The 18,877-nt window shown below is 68.2% G+C and carries 17 protein-coding genes; 15 read left to right on the forward strand and 2 right to left on the reverse strand.

The genetic code is table 11. From position 1 onward, the window contains the following. Window positions 1-70: 70 nt before the first annotated feature. From argS to VFB33_12165, 14 genes are all read left to right on the forward strand, one after another. On the forward strand, window positions 71-1,735 hold the full coding sequence (gene argS / locus VFB33_12100; GenBank protein ID HZO82425.1) for an arginine--tRNA ligase: 1,665 nt from the start codon (window positions 71-73) through the stop codon (window positions 1,733-1,735). Between the two features lie 9 nt (window positions 1,736-1,744). After that, window positions 1,745-2,605 (forward strand): SPOR domain-containing protein, encoded by an 861-nt coding sequence (locus VFB33_12105; protein ID HZO82426.1) that lies wholly within the window; start codon window positions 1,745-1,747, stop codon window positions 2,603-2,605. Between the two features lie 235 nt (window positions 2,606-2,840). Further along, window positions 2,841-4,343, forward strand: coding sequence for an anthranilate synthase component I (gene trpE, locus VFB33_12110; protein HZO82427.1), 1,503 nt, complete (start codon window positions 2,841-2,843; stop codon window positions 4,341-4,343). A 5-nt stretch (window positions 4,344-4,348) separates the two neighbouring features. Continuing rightward, entirely contained in the window at window positions 4,349-4,927 is a 579-nt protein-coding gene (locus tag VFB33_12115) for an aminodeoxychorismate/anthranilate synthase component II (GenBank protein HZO82428.1), read from the forward strand. Then, the gene (gene trpD / locus VFB33_12120) at window positions 4,924-5,973 is read left to right on the forward strand and encodes an anthranilate phosphoribosyltransferase (protein ID HZO82429.1); all 1,050 of its coding nucleotides are present in this window, start codon (window positions 4,924-4,926) and stop codon (window positions 5,971-5,973) included. The genes VFB33_12115 and trpD overlap by 4 nt, the downstream gene beginning before the upstream one ends. Further along, window positions 5,970-6,803 carry an indole-3-glycerol phosphate synthase TrpC gene (gene trpC, locus VFB33_12125; protein ID HZO82430.1) on the forward strand — a complete coding sequence of 278 codons (834 nt, stop codon included), beginning with the start codon at window positions 5,970-5,972 and terminating at the stop codon, window positions 6,801-6,803. Before trpD ends, trpC begins: the two co-directional genes overlap by 4 nt. A 12-nt stretch (window positions 6,804-6,815) precedes the next feature. Beyond that, window positions 6,816-7,427: a phosphoribosylanthranilate isomerase gene (locus VFB33_12130; GenBank protein ID HZO82431.1), complete on the forward strand. Its 612-nt coding sequence runs from the start codon at window positions 6,816-6,818 to the stop codon at window positions 7,425-7,427. After that, on the forward strand, window positions 7,408-8,601 hold the full coding sequence (trpB, locus tag VFB33_12135; GenBank protein HZO82432.1) for a tryptophan synthase subunit beta: 1,194 nt from the start codon (window positions 7,408-7,410) through the stop codon (window positions 8,599-8,601). The genes VFB33_12130 and trpB overlap by 20 nt, the downstream gene beginning before the upstream one ends. A 10-nt stretch (window positions 8,602-8,611) precedes the next feature. Beyond that, window positions 8,612-9,505, forward strand: coding sequence for a tryptophan synthase subunit alpha (trpA, locus tag VFB33_12140; GenBank protein HZO82433.1), 894 nt, complete (start codon window positions 8,612-8,614; stop codon window positions 9,503-9,505). 32 nt (window positions 9,506-9,537) lie between these two features. Next, window positions 9,538-10,404 carry an acetyl-CoA carboxylase, carboxyltransferase subunit beta gene (gene accD, locus VFB33_12145; GenBank protein ID HZO82434.1) on the forward strand — a complete coding sequence of 289 codons (867 nt, stop codon included), beginning with the start codon at window positions 9,538-9,540 and terminating at the stop codon, window positions 10,402-10,404. A gap of 109 nt (window positions 10,405-10,513) precedes the next feature. Beyond that, window positions 10,514-11,824, forward strand: a complete 1,311-nt coding sequence (locus tag VFB33_12150) for a folylpolyglutamate synthase/dihydrofolate synthase family protein (protein HZO82435.1) — start codon at window positions 10,514-10,516, stop codon at window positions 11,822-11,824. Window positions 11,825-11,846: 22 nt separating this feature from the next. Next, window positions 11,847-14,231, forward strand: a complete 2,385-nt coding sequence (lptD, locus tag VFB33_12155; GenBank protein HZO82436.1) for an LPS assembly protein LptD — start codon at window positions 11,847-11,849, stop codon at window positions 14,229-14,231. 138 nt (window positions 14,232-14,369) lie between these two features. Beyond that, window positions 14,370-15,443: a phosphotransferase family protein gene (locus VFB33_12160; protein ID HZO82437.1), complete on the forward strand. Its 1,074-nt coding sequence runs from the start codon at window positions 14,370-14,372 to the stop codon at window positions 15,441-15,443. A gap of 22 nt (window positions 15,444-15,465) precedes the next feature. Further along, window positions 15,466-16,119, forward strand: a complete 654-nt coding sequence (locus VFB33_12165; GenBank protein HZO82438.1) for an NUDIX domain-containing protein — start codon at window positions 15,466-15,468, stop codon at window positions 16,117-16,119. A gap of 18 nt (window positions 16,120-16,137) precedes the next feature. Here VFB33_12165 and VFB33_12170 read toward each other — a convergent pair whose 3' ends face one another. Continuing rightward, a complete protein-coding gene (locus VFB33_12170) occupies window positions 16,138-16,929 on the reverse strand; it encodes an ABC transporter permease (protein HZO82439.1) in 792 nt (263 codons plus the stop codon). Next, window positions 16,929-17,930 carry an ATP-binding cassette domain-containing protein gene (locus tag VFB33_12175; protein ID HZO82440.1) on the reverse strand — a complete coding sequence of 334 codons (1,002 nt, stop codon included), beginning with the start codon at window positions 17,928-17,930 and terminating at the stop codon, window positions 16,929-16,931. The genes VFB33_12170 and VFB33_12175 overlap by 1 nt, the downstream gene beginning before the upstream one ends. 132 nt (window positions 17,931-18,062) lie before the next feature. Between VFB33_12175 and VFB33_12180 the strand changes: the two genes are divergently transcribed. Next, a complete protein-coding gene (locus VFB33_12180; protein HZO82441.1) occupies window positions 18,063-18,848 on the forward strand; it encodes a class I SAM-dependent methyltransferase in 786 nt (261 codons plus the stop codon). Window positions 18,849-18,877 lie beyond the last annotated feature (29 nt).

Consider the following 18,877-nt stretch of genomic DNA (forward strand, 5'->3'; position numbering starts at 1 on the left):
AAGGACGCAGATTGAGGAGGTTAAGTTTGCGCGGCGCTAGATGTCGCGGAGCCGTTGTCCAAGCTACGTGATGAAAGACCTGATCGTATCCATCCTGAGCGCTGCGATCGCGCGCGCGCGCGATGCGGGCAAGCTTGCGAGCGCGCCACCGCCGGCACCGGCGGTCGAAGCGCCGCGCGATCCGTCCCACGGCGACATCGCAAGCAACGTCGCGCTGGTGATGGCGCGGGGCGAGCGCAAGCCGCCGCGCGCGATCGCTGAAATAATCCGCGAGCATCTCGAACTGCCGCCCGAGGTCGCGGAAGCGAGGGTCGCCGGCGCCGGGTTCATCAACTTCCGGATGGCGCCCGCGTTCTGGCACGGCGAACTGCGCCGCGCCGCCGCCGAGGGCCGGCGCTTCTGGCGTCCGCAGATCGGCGCCGGACGCAAGGTCCAGGTCGAGTTTCTCTCCGCCAATCCGACCGGGCCGCTCACCGTCGGCCACGGGCGCAACGCCGTGCTCGGCGACACGATCGCGCGGATGCACGAGGCGACGGGCTTCGCGGTCACCCGCGAATACTACTTCAACAACGGCGGGCGTCAGATGCGGCTGTTGGGCGAGTCGGTGCGCGCGCGCTATCTCCAAGCGCTCGGGCGGGACGCACCGATGCCCGAGGACGGCTACCAGGGCGAGTATATCCGCGAGATTGCCGCCGCGCTGGTCGCGCGCCACGGCGCGGCGCTCGCCGATTCCGAACAGCTCGAGGTTTTCCGCGCGGCCGCCGAGGAAGCGATCTTCGCCGACATCCGCCGCACCTGCGCGCGCCTCGGGATCGGCTTCGACGTCTTTACCAACGAGCTCGACCTCATCCGTGGCGGCCAGGTGGAGGCGGTGATCGAGGGGCTGCGCGCGCGCGGGCTGATTGCCGAGTACGACGGCGCCGTGTGGCTGCGCGGCGAGCCGCTGGGGCTGCCCAAGGATCGCGTGCTGATCCGCTCGGGGCCGGAGCGCGAGCCGACCTACCGCACGCCCGACATCGCCTATCATATCGAGAAGCTCAAGCGCGGCTTCGACCTGGTGATCGACGTCTTCGGCGCCGACCATATCGCCGAACACGAAGGCGTGCTCGCGGCGGTGCGCGCGCTGGGCTATGACGTTTCGCCGGTGCGCGCGATCATCTACCAGTTCGTGACGCTCACGCGCGGCGGCGAGAAGGTCAAGATGTCCACGCGCAAGGCGACTTATGTCACGCTCGATGAGCTCATCGACGAGGTCGGCGCTGACGTGGTGCGCTTCTTCTTCCTCTTTCGCAAAAGCGACAGCCATCTCGACTTCGACCTCGACCTCGCCAAGCGCCAAGCGCCGGAGAACCCGGTGTTCTACGTGCAATACGCCCACGCCCGGCTGGCCAGCGTGTTTCGCGAGGCCGAAAAGGCCGGCCTCACGCTCCCCGCAGACGTCGCGCGGATCGCTCTCGACCTGTTTTCCGAGGAGGAGCTCGGGCTGGCGCGCAAGCTAGCCGGCCTGCCCGACGTGGTGCGCGAGGCGGTCGAGAACCTCGAACCGCATCGCGTGCCCTTCTATCTGCTCGAACTGGCAGGCGATTTCCACCGCTACTACAACAAGCCGACGAATCGTATAATCGGAAACCAGCGCGAGCTGAGCGTCGCGCGGCTGTTCCTCGCGCGCCTGCTCAAGGAGGGAATTGCAAACGGGCTCGAGCTGCTCGGCGTGAGCGCTCCCGACCGGATGTGAGAACGACGCATGCGCTTTGAAATTGGTCCGGGTGGCGGATTCGTAATCCTGCTGGGGCTGTTGGGACTGTCCGCAGCGGTTTTCTTCCTGGGGATGATCTCGGGGCGCGAGATGGCGCAGAGCGCGCTCAACCAGGACCAGCTCGCCACCACCTATCCGTTGCCGCCGGCTGCGCCCGAGGCCGCCCCAGCGCCGGCGAATCAGACCGCGGCGGTGGCGCCCGCCGCGGCTGTACCGGCGGCTGCGCAACCGACGCAAGCGCAGGCCGCTGGCGCTGTCGCGCCCTCTGCAACTGCGCCGGCCGCGCGCGCCGCGGTAGCGTCGGCCGCGCCGCCGCCCGCCGCAATGCCGAAGCCGCAGGCCGAAAAGCCCGCGGCCGCCGAGCATCCGGCGCCGCCGCGTCCCGCGCTCGCCTCCGCGCCGCCGCCTCGTCCGGCAGCGCCGGCGCAGGCTGAGACCGCGGCGGCCGCCGTTTCGGCCGCAGCCGAACGCGCGGGCGCGCGCGCTCGCGAGGAGCGCGCCGGCGCGTCAGCCGCCGAGTCGCATCCGCGTGGCTACAACATCGTGATCGATGCGGCGATGGATCGCTCGGGCGCGGACAAGATGGCGTCGCGGCTGCTCGCGCTCGGCTATACGCCGCACATCATTCCCACCCTGATCAACGGTGGGACGTGGTACAAAGTCGAAGTCGGCCCCTATCCGAGCCAGGAAGACGCACGCGCCGCGCAATCGCAATTGCGTGCTGCCTACACCGCTCGCTACGTCAAGCGCGCGAGCGCGGCCGGAGCGGCCGCGAGCGGCGCGGCGAATGCGGGCGCTCTGGATGCGGGCGTCGGCGCCGATTCCGGCGCCGACGATTCCTCGGATTGACAAGCGGCCGGCGGGCTGGCTTACTTAGACGCAATGCAATCGATGGCCCTCAAGCATAAGGCGGACTGGCGTTGGTGCTGGCGCACCGTCGCGCCCGCCTGTGCCCCGGGGTCGTAGTTTCACGAGTCGAGAAGGTTTTTTAAGGGGCCGCGGGCGAGTCGTCCGGCGGCCCCTTTGTTTTGGACCGCTTCGGATCGCACGCATCGCGCGCCGCAAACAGGTGGGGAGAGGTTCAATGCTAGAGCCGAGTCAGCGCGAGTTCGAAGCCATCGCCGCGCGCGGCTTCAACCTGATTCCGGTCTGGCGCGAGATTGCCGCCGATCTCGAGACGCCGGTGGGCGCCTTCCTCAAGGTCGCGCGCGGCGACTACGCCTTTCTGCTCGAGAGCGTGCAGGGCGGCGAGAAATGGGGGCGTTACACCTTCCTCGGCGCGGAGCCAGCAATGGTGCTGCGCGGGCGCAGCACGCGGCTTGACCTCGTGCGCCCGGGGCGCAGTGTCGAGGTGCGCTCGGTGGCCAACCCGCTCGACGGCCTGCGCGAGGAGATGCGGCGGTTCCGCGCACCCGAGACGCCCGCGCTGCCGCGCTTCTTCGGCGGCGCAGTGGGCTTCCTCGCCTACGACATCGTGCGCCACTTTGAGCGCCTGCCCGCAAACACGCGCGACGATCTCGGCACGCCCGACCTCTACATGATGCTGACCGACACGGTTCTGATCTTCGACAACGTGCGGCAGACGCTGAAGATCGTGGCCAATGTTTCGCTGGAGGACTACCCCTCGACGCGCACGGCCTACAACGCGGCGACGGCCAAGATCGACGAGCTGGCGGCGCGGCTGCGCGAGCCAGCGCGGGTGCCGCGTCTGGAGGGCGCCGCCGCCAACGGCGAGATCAATATCGTTTCTAACCAGACCCGGGAGGGCTACATGGCGATGGTCGAGGCGGCCAAGGAGTACGTCGCCGCGGGCGACGTTATCCAAGTAGTGCCCTCGCAGCGTTTCGAGGCGCCGCTCACCGCCCATCCGTTTAACCTCTACCGCAGCCTGCGCACCATCAATCCGTCGCCCTACATGTTCTACTTGCGGCTGGACGACCACACGCTCGTCGGCGCGTCGCCCGAGGTGATGGTGCGGGTGGAGGGGCGCGAGATCACGCTGCGGCCGATTGCCGGCACCCGGCGGCGTGGCGCGACCGAGGCCGAAGACCGCAGGCTGGAGTGCGAGTTGCTCGCCGACCCCAAGGAACGCGCGGAGCACGTGATGCTGGTCGATCTCGGGCGCAACGACGTCGGGCGGGTCGCCCGGATCGGTTCGGTCGAGGTCACCGAGCTGATGGTGGTCGAGCGCTACTCGCACGTGATGCATATCGTCTCCAACGTGCGCGGCACGCTGCGCGACGGCTGCGACGCCTACGACGCCTTTCGCGCCACCTTTCCGCAGGGCACGGTGTCGGGCGCGCCCAAGATCCGCGCGATGGAGATAATCGACGAGCTGGAGCCGGTGCGCCGCGGCGTGTATGCCGGCGCGGTCGGCTACTTCAGCTATACCGGCAACACCGACACCGCGATCGCGCTGCGCACGATCCTTGTCAAAGGCGGCCGCGTCTATATCCAGGCCGGCGGCGGCGTGGTCGCCGACTCCGACCCCGCCTCCGAGTACGAGGAGTCGGTCAACAAGGCGCGTGCGATGGTGCGCGCGCTTAGCGCGGCGCGTGATTTCGAGAGCGCCGCGCGGGACAGATGATGGCGATGGCGCGGATCCTGATGATCGACAACTACGACTCATTCACCTACAACCTCGTGCAGTACCTGGGCGAGCTCGGGGCGGAGGTCGAAGTGCGCCGCAACGACGCGATCGACGTCGCCGGCGTGCGCGCGCTCAAGCCCGACGCGGTCGTGATCTCGCCCGGCCCCTGCACGCCCAAAGAGGCCGGCGTTTCGGTAACGCTGCTGCGCGAGATGGCGGGCGAGTTGCCGATCCTGGGCGTCTGCCTCGGCCACCAATGCGTGGGCGAAGCCTTCGGCGGCAAAGTGGTGCGCGCGGCGCGCCTGATGCACGGCAAGAGCTCGCCGATCCTGCACGACGGCGCGACGATCTTCGCCGGGCTGCCCAATCCGTTCGAGGCGATGCGCTACCATTCGCTGCTCGTCGCCGCCGGCTCGATTCCGGCCTGCCTCGAGGTTAGCGCGCACACTGCCGAGGGCGAGGTGATGGGCCTGCGCCATCGCACGCTCCCCATCGAGGGCATCCAGTTCCACCCCGAGTCGATCGGCACCGCCGAGGGCAAGCATCTGCTCGGCAACTTCCTCAGGATGGTGGCCGCTTGAACCATCGGGACAGCGGCGCCGTCAACGATCTGCGCTCGGCGTTTGCCGCCGTGCTCGCCGGCCGCTCCCTGCGCGCGACCGAGGCTGAGTCCGCGATGGCCGAGGTGCTCGACGGCGCCGCTCCCGAGGCGCTGGTGGCCGGATTCCTCGTCGCGCTCAAGCTCAAGGGCGAGGCCGCGGGCGAGCTGACCGGCGGGGCGCGCGCGATGCGGGCGCGGGCGCGCGCGCTCGAGCTTGACGGCGGCGCGGTACTCGATACCGCGGGCACCGGCGGCGACGGCGCCGGCACGTTCAACATCTCGACCGGCGCGGCGCTGGTCGCGGCGGCGGCGGGTGTGCCGGTCGCCAAGCATGGCAATCGCGCAATAAGCGGGCGCGTCGGCGCGGCTGACGTCCTCGAACGGATGGGAGTCAGGATCGATCTCGATCCCGAGGGGCTGCGGCGATGCCTGCGCGCGGCCGGATGCTGCTTCATCTTCGCCCCGGCGTACCATCCGGCGCTCGCTCGCCTCGCCGGCCTGCGTCGGGCGCTCGGCGTGCGCACGCTGTTCAACCTGATTGCGCCGCTGAGCAATCCGGCGCGCCCGCGCCGCCAGTTGATGGGCGTGGCAGAGCCGCGGCTGGTCCGCCTGATGGCAGAGGCGCTGGCCGCGCTCGGCGTCGAGCACGCGATGGTGGTGCACGGAGCCGACGGGCTCGACGAGCTGTCGCTGGCGGGGCCGACGCGCGTCGCCGAAGTGCGCGGTACTGCGATCCACGAGTACGAGATGCGCCCGCAGCAGTTGGGAATCGAGCCGGGCGACGCGGCCGCGCTTGCGGCGGCCGATCCTGAGGCGGCGACCGAGGTTTTGCGGCGCACGCTTGCCGGCGCGCCAGGGGCGGCGCAAGATGTGCTCGCGCTCAATGCGGCGGCGGCGATTTACGTCGGCGGCCGTGCAGCGTCGCTGGAGGAGGGCGTGGCGCTGGCGCGCGCGATACTCGCCTCGGGCCGCGCGCTGGACGTGGTCGAGCGGATGCGCCGGGCGAGCCAGGGGGAGCCGGCATGACCTCAAGTGCAACTTCAAATTCGGGCGGGGGCTCGATTCTTGACCGCATCTTCGCCGCCAAGCGCGCCGAACTCGACGCCCGGCGCGCCGCCGTTCCGCTCGCCGCGCTCCAGTCGCAGGCGCATCGCGCGTCCGCGCCGCGCGATTTCCTGGCCGCGCTGCGCGCGCGCCGGCCGGCGGTAATCGCGGAGATAAAGCGCGCCTCGCCGAGCAAGGGCGATATTCTGACCGGCCTCGATCCGGCGGCCGTCGCAGCCGACTACGAGGCGAGCGGCGCCGCGGCCATCTCTGTTCTGACCGATCGGCATTTTAAAGGATCGCTCGAAGATTTGCGGACGGTGCGCGCCGCCGTGAAGCTGCCGCTGCTGCGCAAGGATTTCATCTTTGATCCTTACCAGCTCCATGAAGCGCGTGCGGCCGGCGCGGACTGCGTGCTTCTAATCGCCGCGATGCTGAAAGAGGACGAGTTGCGGACGCTTTACCAGCTTGCGCGCGAGCTCGGTCTTCAAGCCCTGGTTGAGGTTCACAATGCGGGTGAAATGCGCACTGCCGAGCGCGTCGGCGCCGAACTCATTGGAATCAACAACCGCGACCTTCATACTTTTGTCACCGACCTGGCCGTTACCGAGCGCCTGCTGGCGGACTATCGGGGCGGCGCGCTGGTGGTTGCCGAGAGCGGAATCAACGCGCCGGCCGATATTCGCCGCCTCGACCGCGCCGGCGCGCGCGCTTTCCTGATCGGCGAGAGCCTGCTGCGCGGCGGCAATCCGCGCGCGCGGCTCGCCGAGCTGTGCGCGGCGCTCGACCATCGCGCGGACCGCGAGAGCTAGGGCAGGGGCGCGATGGGGGTACGGGTCAAGATTTGCGGCGTCACGCTGCCCGAAGACGCCGACATGGCGGCGAGCCTCGGCGCCGACATGATCGGAATCAACTTCTATCCGCCGAGCCCGCGATGCCTCCCGATCGAGCGCGCCGCGCAGGTCGTTGACGCAGTCGGCCGGCGCGCGCGGTTGGTCGGCGTTTTCGTCAACGCCGAGCGGGCCTACATCCGGGAACGGCTCGACGCACTGGGGCTCGACCTTTTGCAATTCCACGGCGACGAGGACGACGACGCGCTTGCGGGATGGCCGGTGCCGGTGATCCGCGCGCTCAGACTGCGCGGCAGCTCCGAGCCGCCCGCGCTCGCTTCGGTCAAGGCCGATTATGTTCTAGTAGACACGTTCCATCCCGCCCTCTACGGCGGGACCGGCCGCGCGCGCCCGCTTCAGAGCCTGCACGGCCTCGATCTCAAGCGGGTATTCATTTCGGGCGGGCTCACGCCGGACAACGTCGCCGAGGCGGCCGCGCTCAGGCCGTACGCGGTGGATGTTGCCAGCGGCGTCGAGTCTGCGCCGGGGGTCAAGGATCCGGATAAACTCAGGAGCTTTGTCGCGAATGCAAAATCTTCCAGATAGGCACGGGCACTTCGGCGAGTTCGGCGGTCGTTATGTCGCCGAGACCCTGATGCCTGCGCTGGTCGAGCTGGAACGCGCTTACCGGGTCGCGCGGCGCGACCCGGCCTTCCGCGCCGATTTGCAGCGCTACTCGCGCGAGTACGTGGGACGTCCGACGCCGCTTTATTTTGCGGCCAATCTGACCACCCGGTTGGGCGGCGCGAAAATTTATCTGAAACGTGAAGATCTCTGCCACACCGGCGCGCACAAGGTGAACAACACGCTCGGCCAGGCGCTGCTCGCCGTGCGGATGGGCAAGTCGCGGATCACGGCCGAGACCGGCGCCGGCCAGCATGGCGTGGCAACCGCCACGATGGCGGCGCTCTTCCAGCGCCAGTGCGAGGTCTTCATGGGCAGCCTCGACGTCGAGCGCCAGTCGCTCAACGTCTTTCGGATGAAACTGCTCGGGGCCAAGGTCACCGCGGTGGACGCCGGCAGCCGCAGCCTCAAGGACGCGCTCAACGAGGCGCTGCGCGACTGGATCGCGACCGTGCGCGACACCTACTACCTGATCGGCACCGCCGCCGGGCCGCATCCGTACCCGATGATCGTGCGCGACTTCCAGTCGGTGATCGGGCGCGAGGCACGCCGTCAGATTCTCCAATACGAGGGTCGGCTGCCCGACGCACTGGTCGCGTGCGTCAACGGCGGCTCCAACGCGATCGGGCTTTTCTACCCGTTTATCCGCGACCACCAGGTGCGCATGTACGGCGTCGAAGCCGGCGGGCTCGGGCTCAACGGAGCGGCGCACGCCGCGACGCTGAATGCCGGCAGCGTCGGTGTGCTGCACGGCAATCGTACCTACCTGTTGCAGGACGAGCTCGGGCAGGTTCGCGAAACCCACTCGATCGCCGCCGGCTTGGATTACCCGGGCGTCGGCCCCGAGCACGCATGGCTCAAGGAGGTCGGCCGCGCGCAATACTTCACAGTGACCGACGCCGAGGCGCTCGAAGCCCTGCGCCTGCTCGCCGAGAGCGAGGGCATCATCCCGGCGCTGGAAAGCGCGCACGCGGTTGCTTACGCGGCGCGGGTCGCGCCGACGATGGCGAAAGACCGGGTTATAGTGGTCAACCTCTCCGGGCGCGGCGACAAGGATATGCAGACCGTCGCGCGCGCATTGGGCGTGACGCCGTGAGGGCGATACGATGAGCGAGCGAGCGACGAGCGAAGGCGCCGCGGGCACCATGCCCAAAGCGTCCGCAATCGGGCGCGGGCGGATCGCGCGCAAGTTCGCCGAGCTGCGCACGCGCAACGAGGCCGCGCTGGTGCCCTTCATCGTCGCCGGCGACCCCAGCCTCGACGCGACGCGCGCGCTGGTGCGCGAGTTTCAGGCGCGCGGCGCCGACCTTATCGAGCTCGGTGTGCCGTTCTCGGATCCTACCGCCGACGGCCCCGCCAACCAGCGCGCGATCGCGCGCGGGCTTGCCTCGGGAGCGTCGCTGACCGCGATCCTGGCAACGGTCGGCGAGCTGCGGCGCGAAACCGAAATTCCGATCATCCTGTACGGCTACTACAATCCGATCCTGCGCTACGGATGCGAGCGGCTGTGCGTCGATGCCGCGCGCGCCGGCGTTGACGGGTTGCTGGTCGTCGATTTGCCACCCGAGGAGGCGGGCGAACTGGCGCGCCCGGCCCACGCTCATGGGCTCGACCTGATCTATCTGCTCGCGCCGACCACGCCCGCCGACCGTGCCCGGCGGACCGCTCGCGTGGGCAGCGGCTTTCTCTATTACGTCTCGGTCACCGGAGTGACCGGCGCTCGGACCAGCCTCGCGGTCGATCTCGAGGAACGCGTGCGCGCGCTGCGCGCCATGACCAAACTCCCGGTGGGCGTCGGATTTGGAATCTCGACACCCGAACAGGCGGCGGCGGTTGCCGTCTTCGCTGACGCGGTGGTGGTTGGCAGCGCGCTTTCGTTGATAATCGAGCGCGAGGGCGCCGGCTCCGGGCTCCCCGCGGCGGTGGGCGAACTGGTAGGTGCGATGAAGGCCGCGATGCGCGCGGCGCGCGCCCGCGCCGAGGCCGCGGCGCAAGGCTGAGCTAGGGGCCGATGGCGGCGGAGGGTTGAACGATGGGCGAACGGACGCATAGCGAGCAGCCAAGCGCAGCCCAGGCCGCGGCAGCCGCGGAAGATTTGTGGATCAAATGTCCCGGATGCCGCGAGATCGCGTTTCGCAAGGAGGTCGAGCGTAATCTCAACGTCTGCCTCAAGTGCGGCTTCCATCATCGCCTCACGGTCGAGCAGCGGCTGGCGATCACGCTCGACCGCGGCACTTGGCGCGAGCTCTTCGCCGAGATAGCGGCCGGCGATCCGCTCCAGTTTCGCGATTCCAAGCCCTATCCGGAGCGGCTCGCGCAGGCCCAGCGCGCCTGCGGGCGCAACGACGCCGTCGTCACCGGCGTGGGCAAGATCGAGGGCCAGGCGCTCGCGCTTGGGGTGATGGACTTCAACTTCATGGGCGGGAGCATGGGCACGGCGGTGGGGGAGAAACTTTTTCGGCTCGTCGAGCACGCGCTCGCGCGGGGCCTGCCGGTGGTGATCTTTTGCGCCTCCGGGGGCGCGCGGATGCAGGAGGGTGCGCTCTCGCTGATGCAGATGGCAAAGGTGGCGGGCGCGCTGGGTCGCTTGCGCGACGCTTGCCTGCCCTATTTTTCGGTGATGTGCGACCCGACCACGGGCGGGGTGGCGGCGTCGTTTGCGATGCTCGGTGACCTCAACCTGTCCGAGCCGGGCGCCCTGATCGGCTTTGCCGGGCGGCGGGTAATTGAGCAGACCACCAACCAGGTGCTACCCGAGGGGTTCCAGCGCGCCGAGTTTCTGCTTGCGCACGGGATGCTCGACGCGATCGTGCCGCGCGCGGAGATGCGCGCGACGCTCGCCCGGTTGCTGACGATGCTCACCGCGCGCCCGCGCCGCCGCCGGAGCACGGCGGCCTAGCGTTCAGCGCTCCGGCAGCCGGACGCAGGGCGGCGTAAGATCGGGAGCCATTAAGCGGTCACATTACCTTTAGGCTTCCGCGCGCGCTTCGGGCTAGAATTCAGCCGCGATGGAACGGATGTCCCGGACGCTGGAGTGGCTCTACTCGCTCGAAGGGCGGGGCGAGATCTACAAGCTCGAGCGGATGGACCAGGCGTTGGCGCTGATCGGCGATCCCCACCGCCGCCTGCGCGCGGTCCATATCGCGGGCACCAAGGGCAAAGGCTCGGTGGCCGCGATGCTCGACGCGGTGCTGCGTGCCGCGGGGCTGCGAGTCGGGCTTTACACCAAGCCGCACCTGGTCCAGCTGACCGAGCGCACGCGAATCGACGGCGCCGAGATGCCCGCGCGGATGATGCTCGAGTATATCGAGCGGCTGCGTGTGATTTACGAACGCGCGGGGCTGGCGCTGACCTTCTTCGAGTTCACGGTTGCCCTGATGTTCCTGTACTTCGCCGAGGCCGGGGTCGATATTGCGGTTATCGAGACCGGGCTTGGCGGGCGGCTCGACTCGACCAACGTCGTGACGCCGCTGGTGAGCGTGATAACGCCGATCGGGTTCGACCATATGGACCGTCTCGGCTATACCATCTCGGCAATCGCGGCGGAGAAGGGCGGGATCATCAAGCCCGGCGTGCCGGTGGTGATCGGCGCGCGCGACCCCGAGGCGCGGACCGTGTTGACTTCGATCGCCACCCAGCGCCGCAGCGCTGTCCGGCTTATCGAGCGCGACTTTACTTATTGTTCACATTCCCCTGCTCATCGGCTTGACTATTCCGGTCTGGGGCTTAACCTTGAGCAAGTTGAGCTGGGGGTAGCCGGGCCATTTCAGCACGAGAACGCCGCCATCGCCTTGGCGGCGCTCGAGGCCCTTCGGGCGCTGGGTTGGCGGTTGGAGGAGGGGGCGATACGGCAGGGGCTCAATGCGGTGCGCTGGCCGGGGCGGTTCGACGTGGTATCGCGCCGGCCGCAGGTCATCCTGGATTGCGCGCACAACGAACTCAGCATCAGCGCCCTGCTCGAAACGGTCGCGATGGAGCTCGGACCGGCGGTCAGGCCGCGCCTGATCTTCGGCTGTCTCGAGGACAAGCAGTGGGCGAAAATGGCGGCGATGCTCGCACCGCGCGTGCGCGACGCGACCCTGACGCGGGTTCAGCCCAAGCGTCCGCTGGAGCCGGAAAACCTGCTGCCGCTGTTCGCCGCGCAGGTTCCCGCGCGCGTAATCCGCGAGCCGTTGCGCGCGCTGGAGCGGGTAATGGGCGAGAGCGGCCCCGACGACGTTATACTGGTGACCGGCTCGGTCTACCTGGTGGGCGAAGTCTATCCCTATTTTCTCAGGCGGCAGGGCAGGCGGGGGTTGTTTCCTGAAGCTGCAATCTAAAGCGCTGGGCCTGGCGGCTGCGATGTTCGCAGCGGGTGCGCTCGCTGCGTCCGCGGCGCGCGCTCAAAACCAGACCTCGCTTATCCTCCAGGCCCATCACGGCCCGGTCGACGTCACCGCGCGCCGGTTCGAGTACGATTACAAGACCGATACCTTCGTGGCGACCGGCGACGCCGTGGTCACCCAGGCGGCGAGCACGCTGAGCGCCGACCGCATTGAGCTCCTACGCCGCCAGCATCGCGCAGCCGCCTACGGCAACGTCCACCTCAATGATCCTCTCGGCGATCTGTTCGGTTCCGAGGCCAAGGTCGATTACGCCAACGAGACCGCCGAGCTGACCGACGGCAAGCTGATTGCCTCGAACCACACCTACCGGCTGAGCGGTAAGAAGATCTACAAGTTGCTCGGCCAGCGCTACAAGGTGACCGACGGCTTCTTTACGACCTGCGGCTGCGGCGGCGATACTCCGGACTGGTCGATCTCCGGGGCCGACATCGACGTGCACGTCGGCGACAAGGGCGTAGCGCGCAACGCGCATTTCGACGTGTTGGGCCATCCGGTGATTCCGCTGCCCTACGCGATATTCCCGACCGATACCTCGCGCAGCAGCGGGTTTCTGAGCCCGCGGGTCGGGACCTCGGGGCTGCGCGGCTTCCAGTACGTGCAGCCGTTCTACTGGGCGATCGACAAGAGCTCCGACTTCACGATCGCCTCCGACGTGGAGACCAAGATGCGCGTCGGCGCACTTGCCGAATACCGCCTGCAGAACGGCGACGACGACTACCTGCGAGTGGACGGCGCGTTCATGGACGAGAGCCTGCGCTCGCAAGCGAGCCGAGTCGGCGACGTTATCGACAACCAGATCGCCGACCCCCACATCCCGATCAATCGCTACGACATCATCGGCACCCTGCGCCAGCATCTGACGCCCGAGCTCACCGCCTACGCCGACGCCATCTCGGTCAGCGACAGCCTCTACCTGCGCGAGATGAATATCTGGACGCTCTCGCGCGGCTTCGGCAACAGCTACAACACGATGCGCAACGCGCCGGCCGACTTCGGGGTCATCGACAGCTTCGAAAACGGCTTCGCACGCCTGGGCGGAGTGTGGAACCAGGACCTCATCCAGCCCCAGGAATTCGCCCTACAGACGCTGCCTGAGCTGCTGGTGAGCGGGCGCAAGGAGCTGTTTGGCGGCTTCGCGTATGCCGACTACAACTTGCAGGCGGACAACTTTTGGCGCTCCGAGGGCGTAACCGGCACGCGGCTCGATCTCAACCCACAACTGACGGTACCGTGGCGGCTGGGCGACTACCTCTACGGATGGGGCGGGCTCGGGATGCACGAGACGGTGTACGACGTCTCGGGTCACGAGATCGCGGTCACTCCGGTGGGCACCCAGGGATTGAAGTACAACAATGCGCTGTCGCGCGGGGTGCTGGAGCAGGGCGGGATGTTCTCGCGTGAGCTGCCCTACGCCAATTTCGGCGCCAGCACCATTATCGAGAGAATCTACGACGTCAACTGGAAATCGATCAGCAAGCTTAAGCACACGATCGAGCCCTTCGTTTATTACAACTTTGTTCCGAACATCGACCAGAACGACCTGCCGCTGTTCGACGAGATCGATCGGATAAACGGGCGCAGCCTTCTGACCTATGGCGCGACCTCGCGGATCTTTATCCGTTCCGCGCCGCAGGTTTTCACTAACGACACCAGCGCGGGAGAAAGCGACGAAGAGCAGCCGGTCGCCGCGGCAGGCGTCGGTCCGAAGGCCGGGATGGTCCGGCAGATCGCCGAATTCCAGCTCCTGCAGGCCTACGACACCAGTCACGCGGTCGCCAAGGGCGGCTCGCGCTGGTCCGATCTTCAGGCGACCGCCTTCGTGACGCCGCCCGGGGTGTCGTCGTCGATCGGCTCGCAACTGGGCTACGACCCGCGCGAAAACCGGATCAGCTACTCCAGCGTCTATCTGACCTTGCAGCCGCCCGGCTCGGCGGCCGCGCCGAGCCTCTACATGGGCCGCGCACTGATGGGTTCTTTCCTCCAGATCTCCTACAACTATATCGCGCCCGGCCCGAGCGCGCTGGAACCGGGCGTCAACTCGAACTTTTTCGAGTTTTTTACCTTGCGCGCCTACTACGATCTGTTCGACCGGCTCGGCGTCTTCGTCGCTCCCTCCTATGACATCGTTCACGGCAAGCTGCTCTCGGCCGAGTACGGTGTGCGCGTCAAGTCGCCGTGCAACTGCTGGGCGGTTGACGTCGGTGTGACCAAGTCGACCAACCCCGACGAGACGGCTGTCCAGTTCATGGTGACGCTGGGCGGGATCGGCTCGGTGGGCCAGAACCCCTTCGGCCGCAGCCCCTTCCAGCATCCGGTCGGACCGCTGCCCGGCCTCTACTAGCCGCCCGTTCGAAGCAACCCCGGCGGCCGCGCCGGCGCCGGCGCCGAGGTACGCTCTTGCGGCGGCTTCGCTCCGAACGTTATAGCCATATCGTCAGACCGGCGTGCCGCCGACGGCGGCGCCCGCAATGAAGCAAAGATGGAAACACACGAAAAGACCGGGCCCTCGGCCACGATCGACGTCGAAGGGCTGCGCCGCTTCCTGCGCGATCAGAAGCTCGGCGACGCCGACGACCTGCGCTGCGAGAACATCTCCTTCGGCCACTCCAACGAAGTTCACCTGATCCACTTTGAGGGCCATTCATGGGCGCTGCGCCGCCCGCCGCGCGGACCGTTGCTCCCCACCGCGCACGACGTGCTGCGCGAGTACCGCGTACTCAAGGCGCTCCAGCCCACGCCAGTGCCGATCCCGCGGGTGTACGCCGCCTGCGACGACTCCGCTTACATCGGCGCGCCGTTCTACCTGATGGAGTACATGCGCGGCAGCGTGATCCGCTCCGGGCTCATCCCGTCGGCCGAGAAGAGCTTCGCCGACACGCCGGAGCGCCGGCGCGCGATCAGCGAGGGCATCATCGACCTTCTGGTTGCGCTCCAGACAGTGGACTGGCGCGCGGTCGGCCTGGAAGGCTTCGGCCGCCCCGACGGCTATCTCGAGCGCCAGCTGCGCCGCTGGATCGACCAGCTCGACCGGACCCTGCCGCTGACGCGCCCGCTGCCGCTGATGGCGGAGATACGCGACTGGCTCAAGCAGCACTTTCCGGCCTCGCCGCCACCCACGATCGTGCATGGCGATTTCAAGCTCGACAACGTGATGTGGGATCCCAGCGGCGCGCGCCCGCGGGTCATCGCGCTGTTCGACTGGGAGATGTCCACCATCGGCGATCCGCTCGCCGACCTCGGGTGGATGCTCACCTACTGGAGCGACCAGCGCGACAGCGAGGAGCGCCGCGCGGTGGTTTCGAGCATGGAGGTCGCGCCGGGCTATCTGAGCCGGGCCGAGATGGCCGAGCTATACCGCGAGCAGGCGGGCCGCGCGATGACCGACTTCACGTTTTACGAAGTGTTCTCGCTCTTCAAGCTGGCGATCATCCTGGAAGGCAGCTACTCACGCTACCTGCGCGGGCAGGCCGACGACCCGATGTTCGCGACCTATGACACGCGCGTGCCGGGGATCGCGCAGGTCGCATGGGAGATCTGCCGCGCTGCGCGCTGAGCCCGCCGCCCGGTTGTGTCCAATGAGCCGCCTGCTCGCCGCGCTTTCGCATTTTGTCGAACGCACAGCCGCGGTCGCGCGTACGGGGCTCGCCTTCAGCCCGCACGGCTTCGACGCCGAGCGCTACGAGGAGATGCTGCGCGAGGCGGCGGCCATGCGCGCGGCGCTCGACGGCGCCGGCGACGGCGAGGCGGAGGAGCTGCGGCGGCGATGGCGTGCGGAGGTGCGTGAAGGCTATGACGGCTATGTCACCGCGGCCTGCGGATGTGGTGTGATCGCATTCGACGAGCGCGGCGAGCTCCTGATGATCCGGCGCACCAACGGGCGCTGGTGGTATCCGACAGGCTTCTGCGAGGTCGGCGCGTCGCTGGCCGAGAACGCCGCCAAGGAAGCGCTCGAGGAGACCGGTCTGGTGGTGCGCCCGCTTCGTCTGATGGCGGTGATCGACAGCCGCAAGGCCGGCTCGGTCCATCGCCACATCTACTCCCATCTCTTTTACTGCCGGATCGAGGGCGGCGAGCTCAGACCCAATCCGCTGGAAGCGCTGGAAGCGGGCTTCTTCCCGCTCGAGCGCCTGCCCGAGCCGCTGCACGGCGTCGACCGAAAATGGATCGCGCTTGCGCGCGAATTCCACTTCGAAGGCCGCCGCGAGACCTATTTCGACCCGCTGGATTGAGCGGCACGCCGCACGGTCTCAAGCCGCGGTGGCCTGGCTGCGCTGGGCAACCCGCGCGGCCAGCCACATCGCGACTGCCGCGAACACGATCGTGATCCCGACCGAGGCCGCGGCGCCGGGCAGCGCGCCCAGCGCGTGCGGCTCGCCCAGATAAAGCGCTCGCCTGAGCGCCGCCATCCCGTAGCTCAGCGGATTTAGCCACATCACCCAGCGCAGCCATGCCGGCGCGCCGGCGGCGGGGAAAAATGCGCCCGACAGAAACCAGATTGGCACCAGGATCGAGTTCATAATCAGATGGAAGCCACGGGTCGATTCGATGCGCCATGCGATGAGCAGGCCGATGCAGTTGAAGGCGAACGCGATCAGCGCCATCACCGCGATCGAGGCGCATACGGCGGCTGCGCCGAGACGGATCCCGGCCAGCGGCGCGAGCACCAGGAACACGCATCCCTGGAACAGCGCCAGCGTGGTGCCGCCCAGCGCCTGGCCCGCGACCACCGTGTCGCGCGCGATCGGCGCAACCAGCACGCCCTGCAAGAAACCCTGGCGGCGGTCGTCAACGATGGCGATCGTCGCGAAGATCGCGGTGAACAGCAGCACCAGCATGATCACGCCGGGGTAAAAGTACTCGACGTAATCGGTCCCGGTGGCCATCCCGCTGGGCCGGAATGAGGCGCGGAAGCCCCATCCGATAAGCACCCAGAAGATGAGCGGCTGGACGAAGGAGCCGACGATCACGCTGCGCTGGCGCGCAAAGCGGATAATCTCGCGCTGCCACAGCGTCCACAGTTGCAGAGCGACCGCGCCCATCAGCGGCCCTCCTCGGCGCGCGGCCCGGCGACGAAGCGGCGGCCGGTCAGATGGACGAAGACGTCCTCCAAGGTCGGCCGGCCGAAGGTGACGGATTCGATCTGATCGCCGAACTGATCGACCAGCCGCGCCACCAGTTCGTGCCCGCGCGGCCGCTCGATCCGCAGCGTGCCGTCCACCAGCGCCGCGCGCAGCTTGAGCTCCCGCGCCAAAGCCTGCTGCAGCGCGTCGGGCACGGGCGTGCTGATGATGATCACGTCGCCGCCGACCTTTTGCTTGAGCTCGCCCGGCGGCGCCTGCGCCACCAGCCGGCCCTGGTCGAGGATGCCAATACGATCGCAGCGCTCGGCCTCCTCTATGTAGTGCGTGGTCAGAACGATGGTGACGCCGTCGCTCTCGCGCAGTTGCGCGAGCAGGTTGAAGAATTCGCGTCGCGCCGCGGGGTCGAGCCCCGTGCTCGGTTCGTCGAGCAGCAGCAGCTCGGGCTCGTGCAGCAACGACTTGGCCAGCTCGACCCGCCGGCGCAGCCCGCCCGACAGCGTCTCGACCAGGTCGCGCGCGCGCGCCTCGATGCCTAGATGTTCGAGCATCGCGCGCGTGCGCTCGCGCAGCCGCGCGCCGCGGATTCCGTAAAGATGCCCGTGATGGGCCAGGTTCTCGGCCACGGTCAGCTTGCCGTCGAGGCTGGGGCTCTGGAAGACCACACCGAGCTTGCGCCGCAGCGGTTGCGCCGCCGAGCGCAGGTCGTAGCCGAGGATGTGCGCGTTGCCCGATTGCATCGGCACCAGCGTCGAGAGCAGGCGGAAGAGCGTGCTTTTGCCGCCGCCGTTGGGCCCCAGAAAGCCGAAGATCTCGCCGCGCGCGATCGTGAACCCGACCGCGCGCAGCGCCTCGCGCTCGCCGTAACTGAAATCCAGACCGCTGGCTTTGATCGCGGCCTGCGCCGATTTGTCCTGCGCGCGCGCGACCGGCGCGGTTGTGGATGCCGATGTGACGGTCATCGCAATGAGGCGATCTTCAGACGACTTGCCCGCCAATTATTCCGCGCGCCAGCGCCGCCCGCAATCGGCCGCGCCGCGGATTTTGGAGCGCGATTGCGCCCACGCGGCGGCTCGGCTAAAGCCTTTTGCCTTGTGAGCGGGAAGCGGCGCGCGCGGATCGATCTTTTCGCCTTGTTCGAGCGGATGGAATGCCGCGGGCGCCTGCTCGACATTCCCGCCGGCGACGGCGTCGAGGCGGCGCGGCTTGCACGGATGGGGTTCGAGGTGGTCGGCGCCGATCTGTTCGCGCCGCCGCGGAGCGGCGCCTCTGCCGCGACGGGATGGGCGCGCGCCGATTGCAACGCGCCGCTGCCGTTTCGCACCGCCGCCTTCGACACGGTGCTTTCTCGCGAAGGCATCGAACATCTCGAAAATCAGGCCGGCTTTATCCGCGAGTGCGCTCGCGTGCTGCGCCCGGGCGGCCGCCTGGTGCTGACCACGCCCAACGTGATGCATCTCGGCGCGCGGATGAGCATGCTGCTGACGGGGCAGCGCACGATGCGCCGCGGACTGGTCAACGAAGTCGAGACCCTGCGCGGGCGCGCGGGCGGCCGTTACTACCACGGCCACGTCTTTCTCATCGACTACTTCCGGCTGCGTTACCTGATGCGTCTGGCGGGGTTTGGCGCGATCGAGGTTCACACCGATCGCTTCAGCCCCTCATCACTCGCGCTGGCCTGGATGGTTCCGCTGATGTATGGGGCGTCGCGGCTATCGGTTTTCGCCTTTCGGCGCAAGGCGAATCAGCATCGTCGCACCGTGGCGCCAGCCGTGCTGACGGCCGAGATCCGGCGCCACGTCTTTTCGCCCGCGCTGCTTTTCGGCAAACGGATGGTGGTGACGGCCGTGCGCGAGCAGGATGGCGCCGGAGAGCGCTGACGCCTGATCTCACGTGAGCGGGATATACC

Source organism: Candidatus Binataceae bacterium (genome assembly GCA_035650475.1).
GTDB lineage: Bacteria > Desulfobacterota > Binatia > Binatales > Binataceae > JAKAVN01.

Coding starts and splice junctions, on each gene's coding strand:
- argS (HZO82425.1), top strand. CDS start 71: ATGAAAGACCTGATCGTATCCATCCTGAGCGCTGCGATCGCGCGCGCG.
- VFB33_12105 (HZO82426.1), top strand. CDS start 1,745: ATGCGCTTTGAAATTGGTCCGGGTGGCGGATTCGTAATCCTGCTGGGG.
- trpE (HZO82427.1), top strand. CDS start 2,841: ATGCTAGAGCCGAGTCAGCGCGAGTTCGAAGCCATCGCCGCGCGCGGC.
- VFB33_12115 (HZO82428.1), top strand. CDS start 4,349: ATGGCGCGGATCCTGATGATCGACAACTACGACTCATTCACCTACAAC.
- trpC (HZO82430.1), top strand. CDS start 5,970: ATGACCTCAAGTGCAACTTCAAATTCGGGCGGGGGCTCGATTCTTGAC.
- VFB33_12130 (HZO82431.1), top strand. CDS start 6,816: ATGGGGGTACGGGTCAAGATTTGCGGCGTCACGCTGCCCGAAGACGCC.
- trpB (HZO82432.1), top strand. CDS start 7,408: ATGCAAAATCTTCCAGATAGGCACGGGCACTTCGGCGAGTTCGGCGGT.
- trpA (HZO82433.1), top strand. CDS start 8,612: ATGAGCGAGCGAGCGACGAGCGAAGGCGCCGCGGGCACCATGCCCAAA.
- accD (HZO82434.1), top strand. CDS start 9,538: ATGGGCGAACGGACGCATAGCGAGCAGCCAAGCGCAGCCCAGGCCGCG.
- VFB33_12150 (HZO82435.1), top strand. CDS start 10,514: ATGGAACGGATGTCCCGGACGCTGGAGTGGCTCTACTCGCTCGAAGGG.
- lptD (HZO82436.1), top strand. CDS start 11,847: ATGTTCGCAGCGGGTGCGCTCGCTGCGTCCGCGGCGCGCGCTCAAAAC.
- VFB33_12160 (HZO82437.1), top strand. CDS start 14,370: ATGGAAACACACGAAAAGACCGGGCCCTCGGCCACGATCGACGTCGAA.
- VFB33_12165 (HZO82438.1), top strand. CDS start 15,466: ATGAGCCGCCTGCTCGCCGCGCTTTCGCATTTTGTCGAACGCACAGCC.
- VFB33_12170 (HZO82439.1), bottom strand. CDS start 16,929: ATGGGCGCGGTCGCTCTGCAACTGTGGACGCTGTGGCAGCGCGAGATT.
- VFB33_12175 (HZO82440.1), bottom strand. CDS start 17,930: ATGACCGTCACATCGGCATCCACAACCGCGCCGGTCGCGCGCGCGCAG.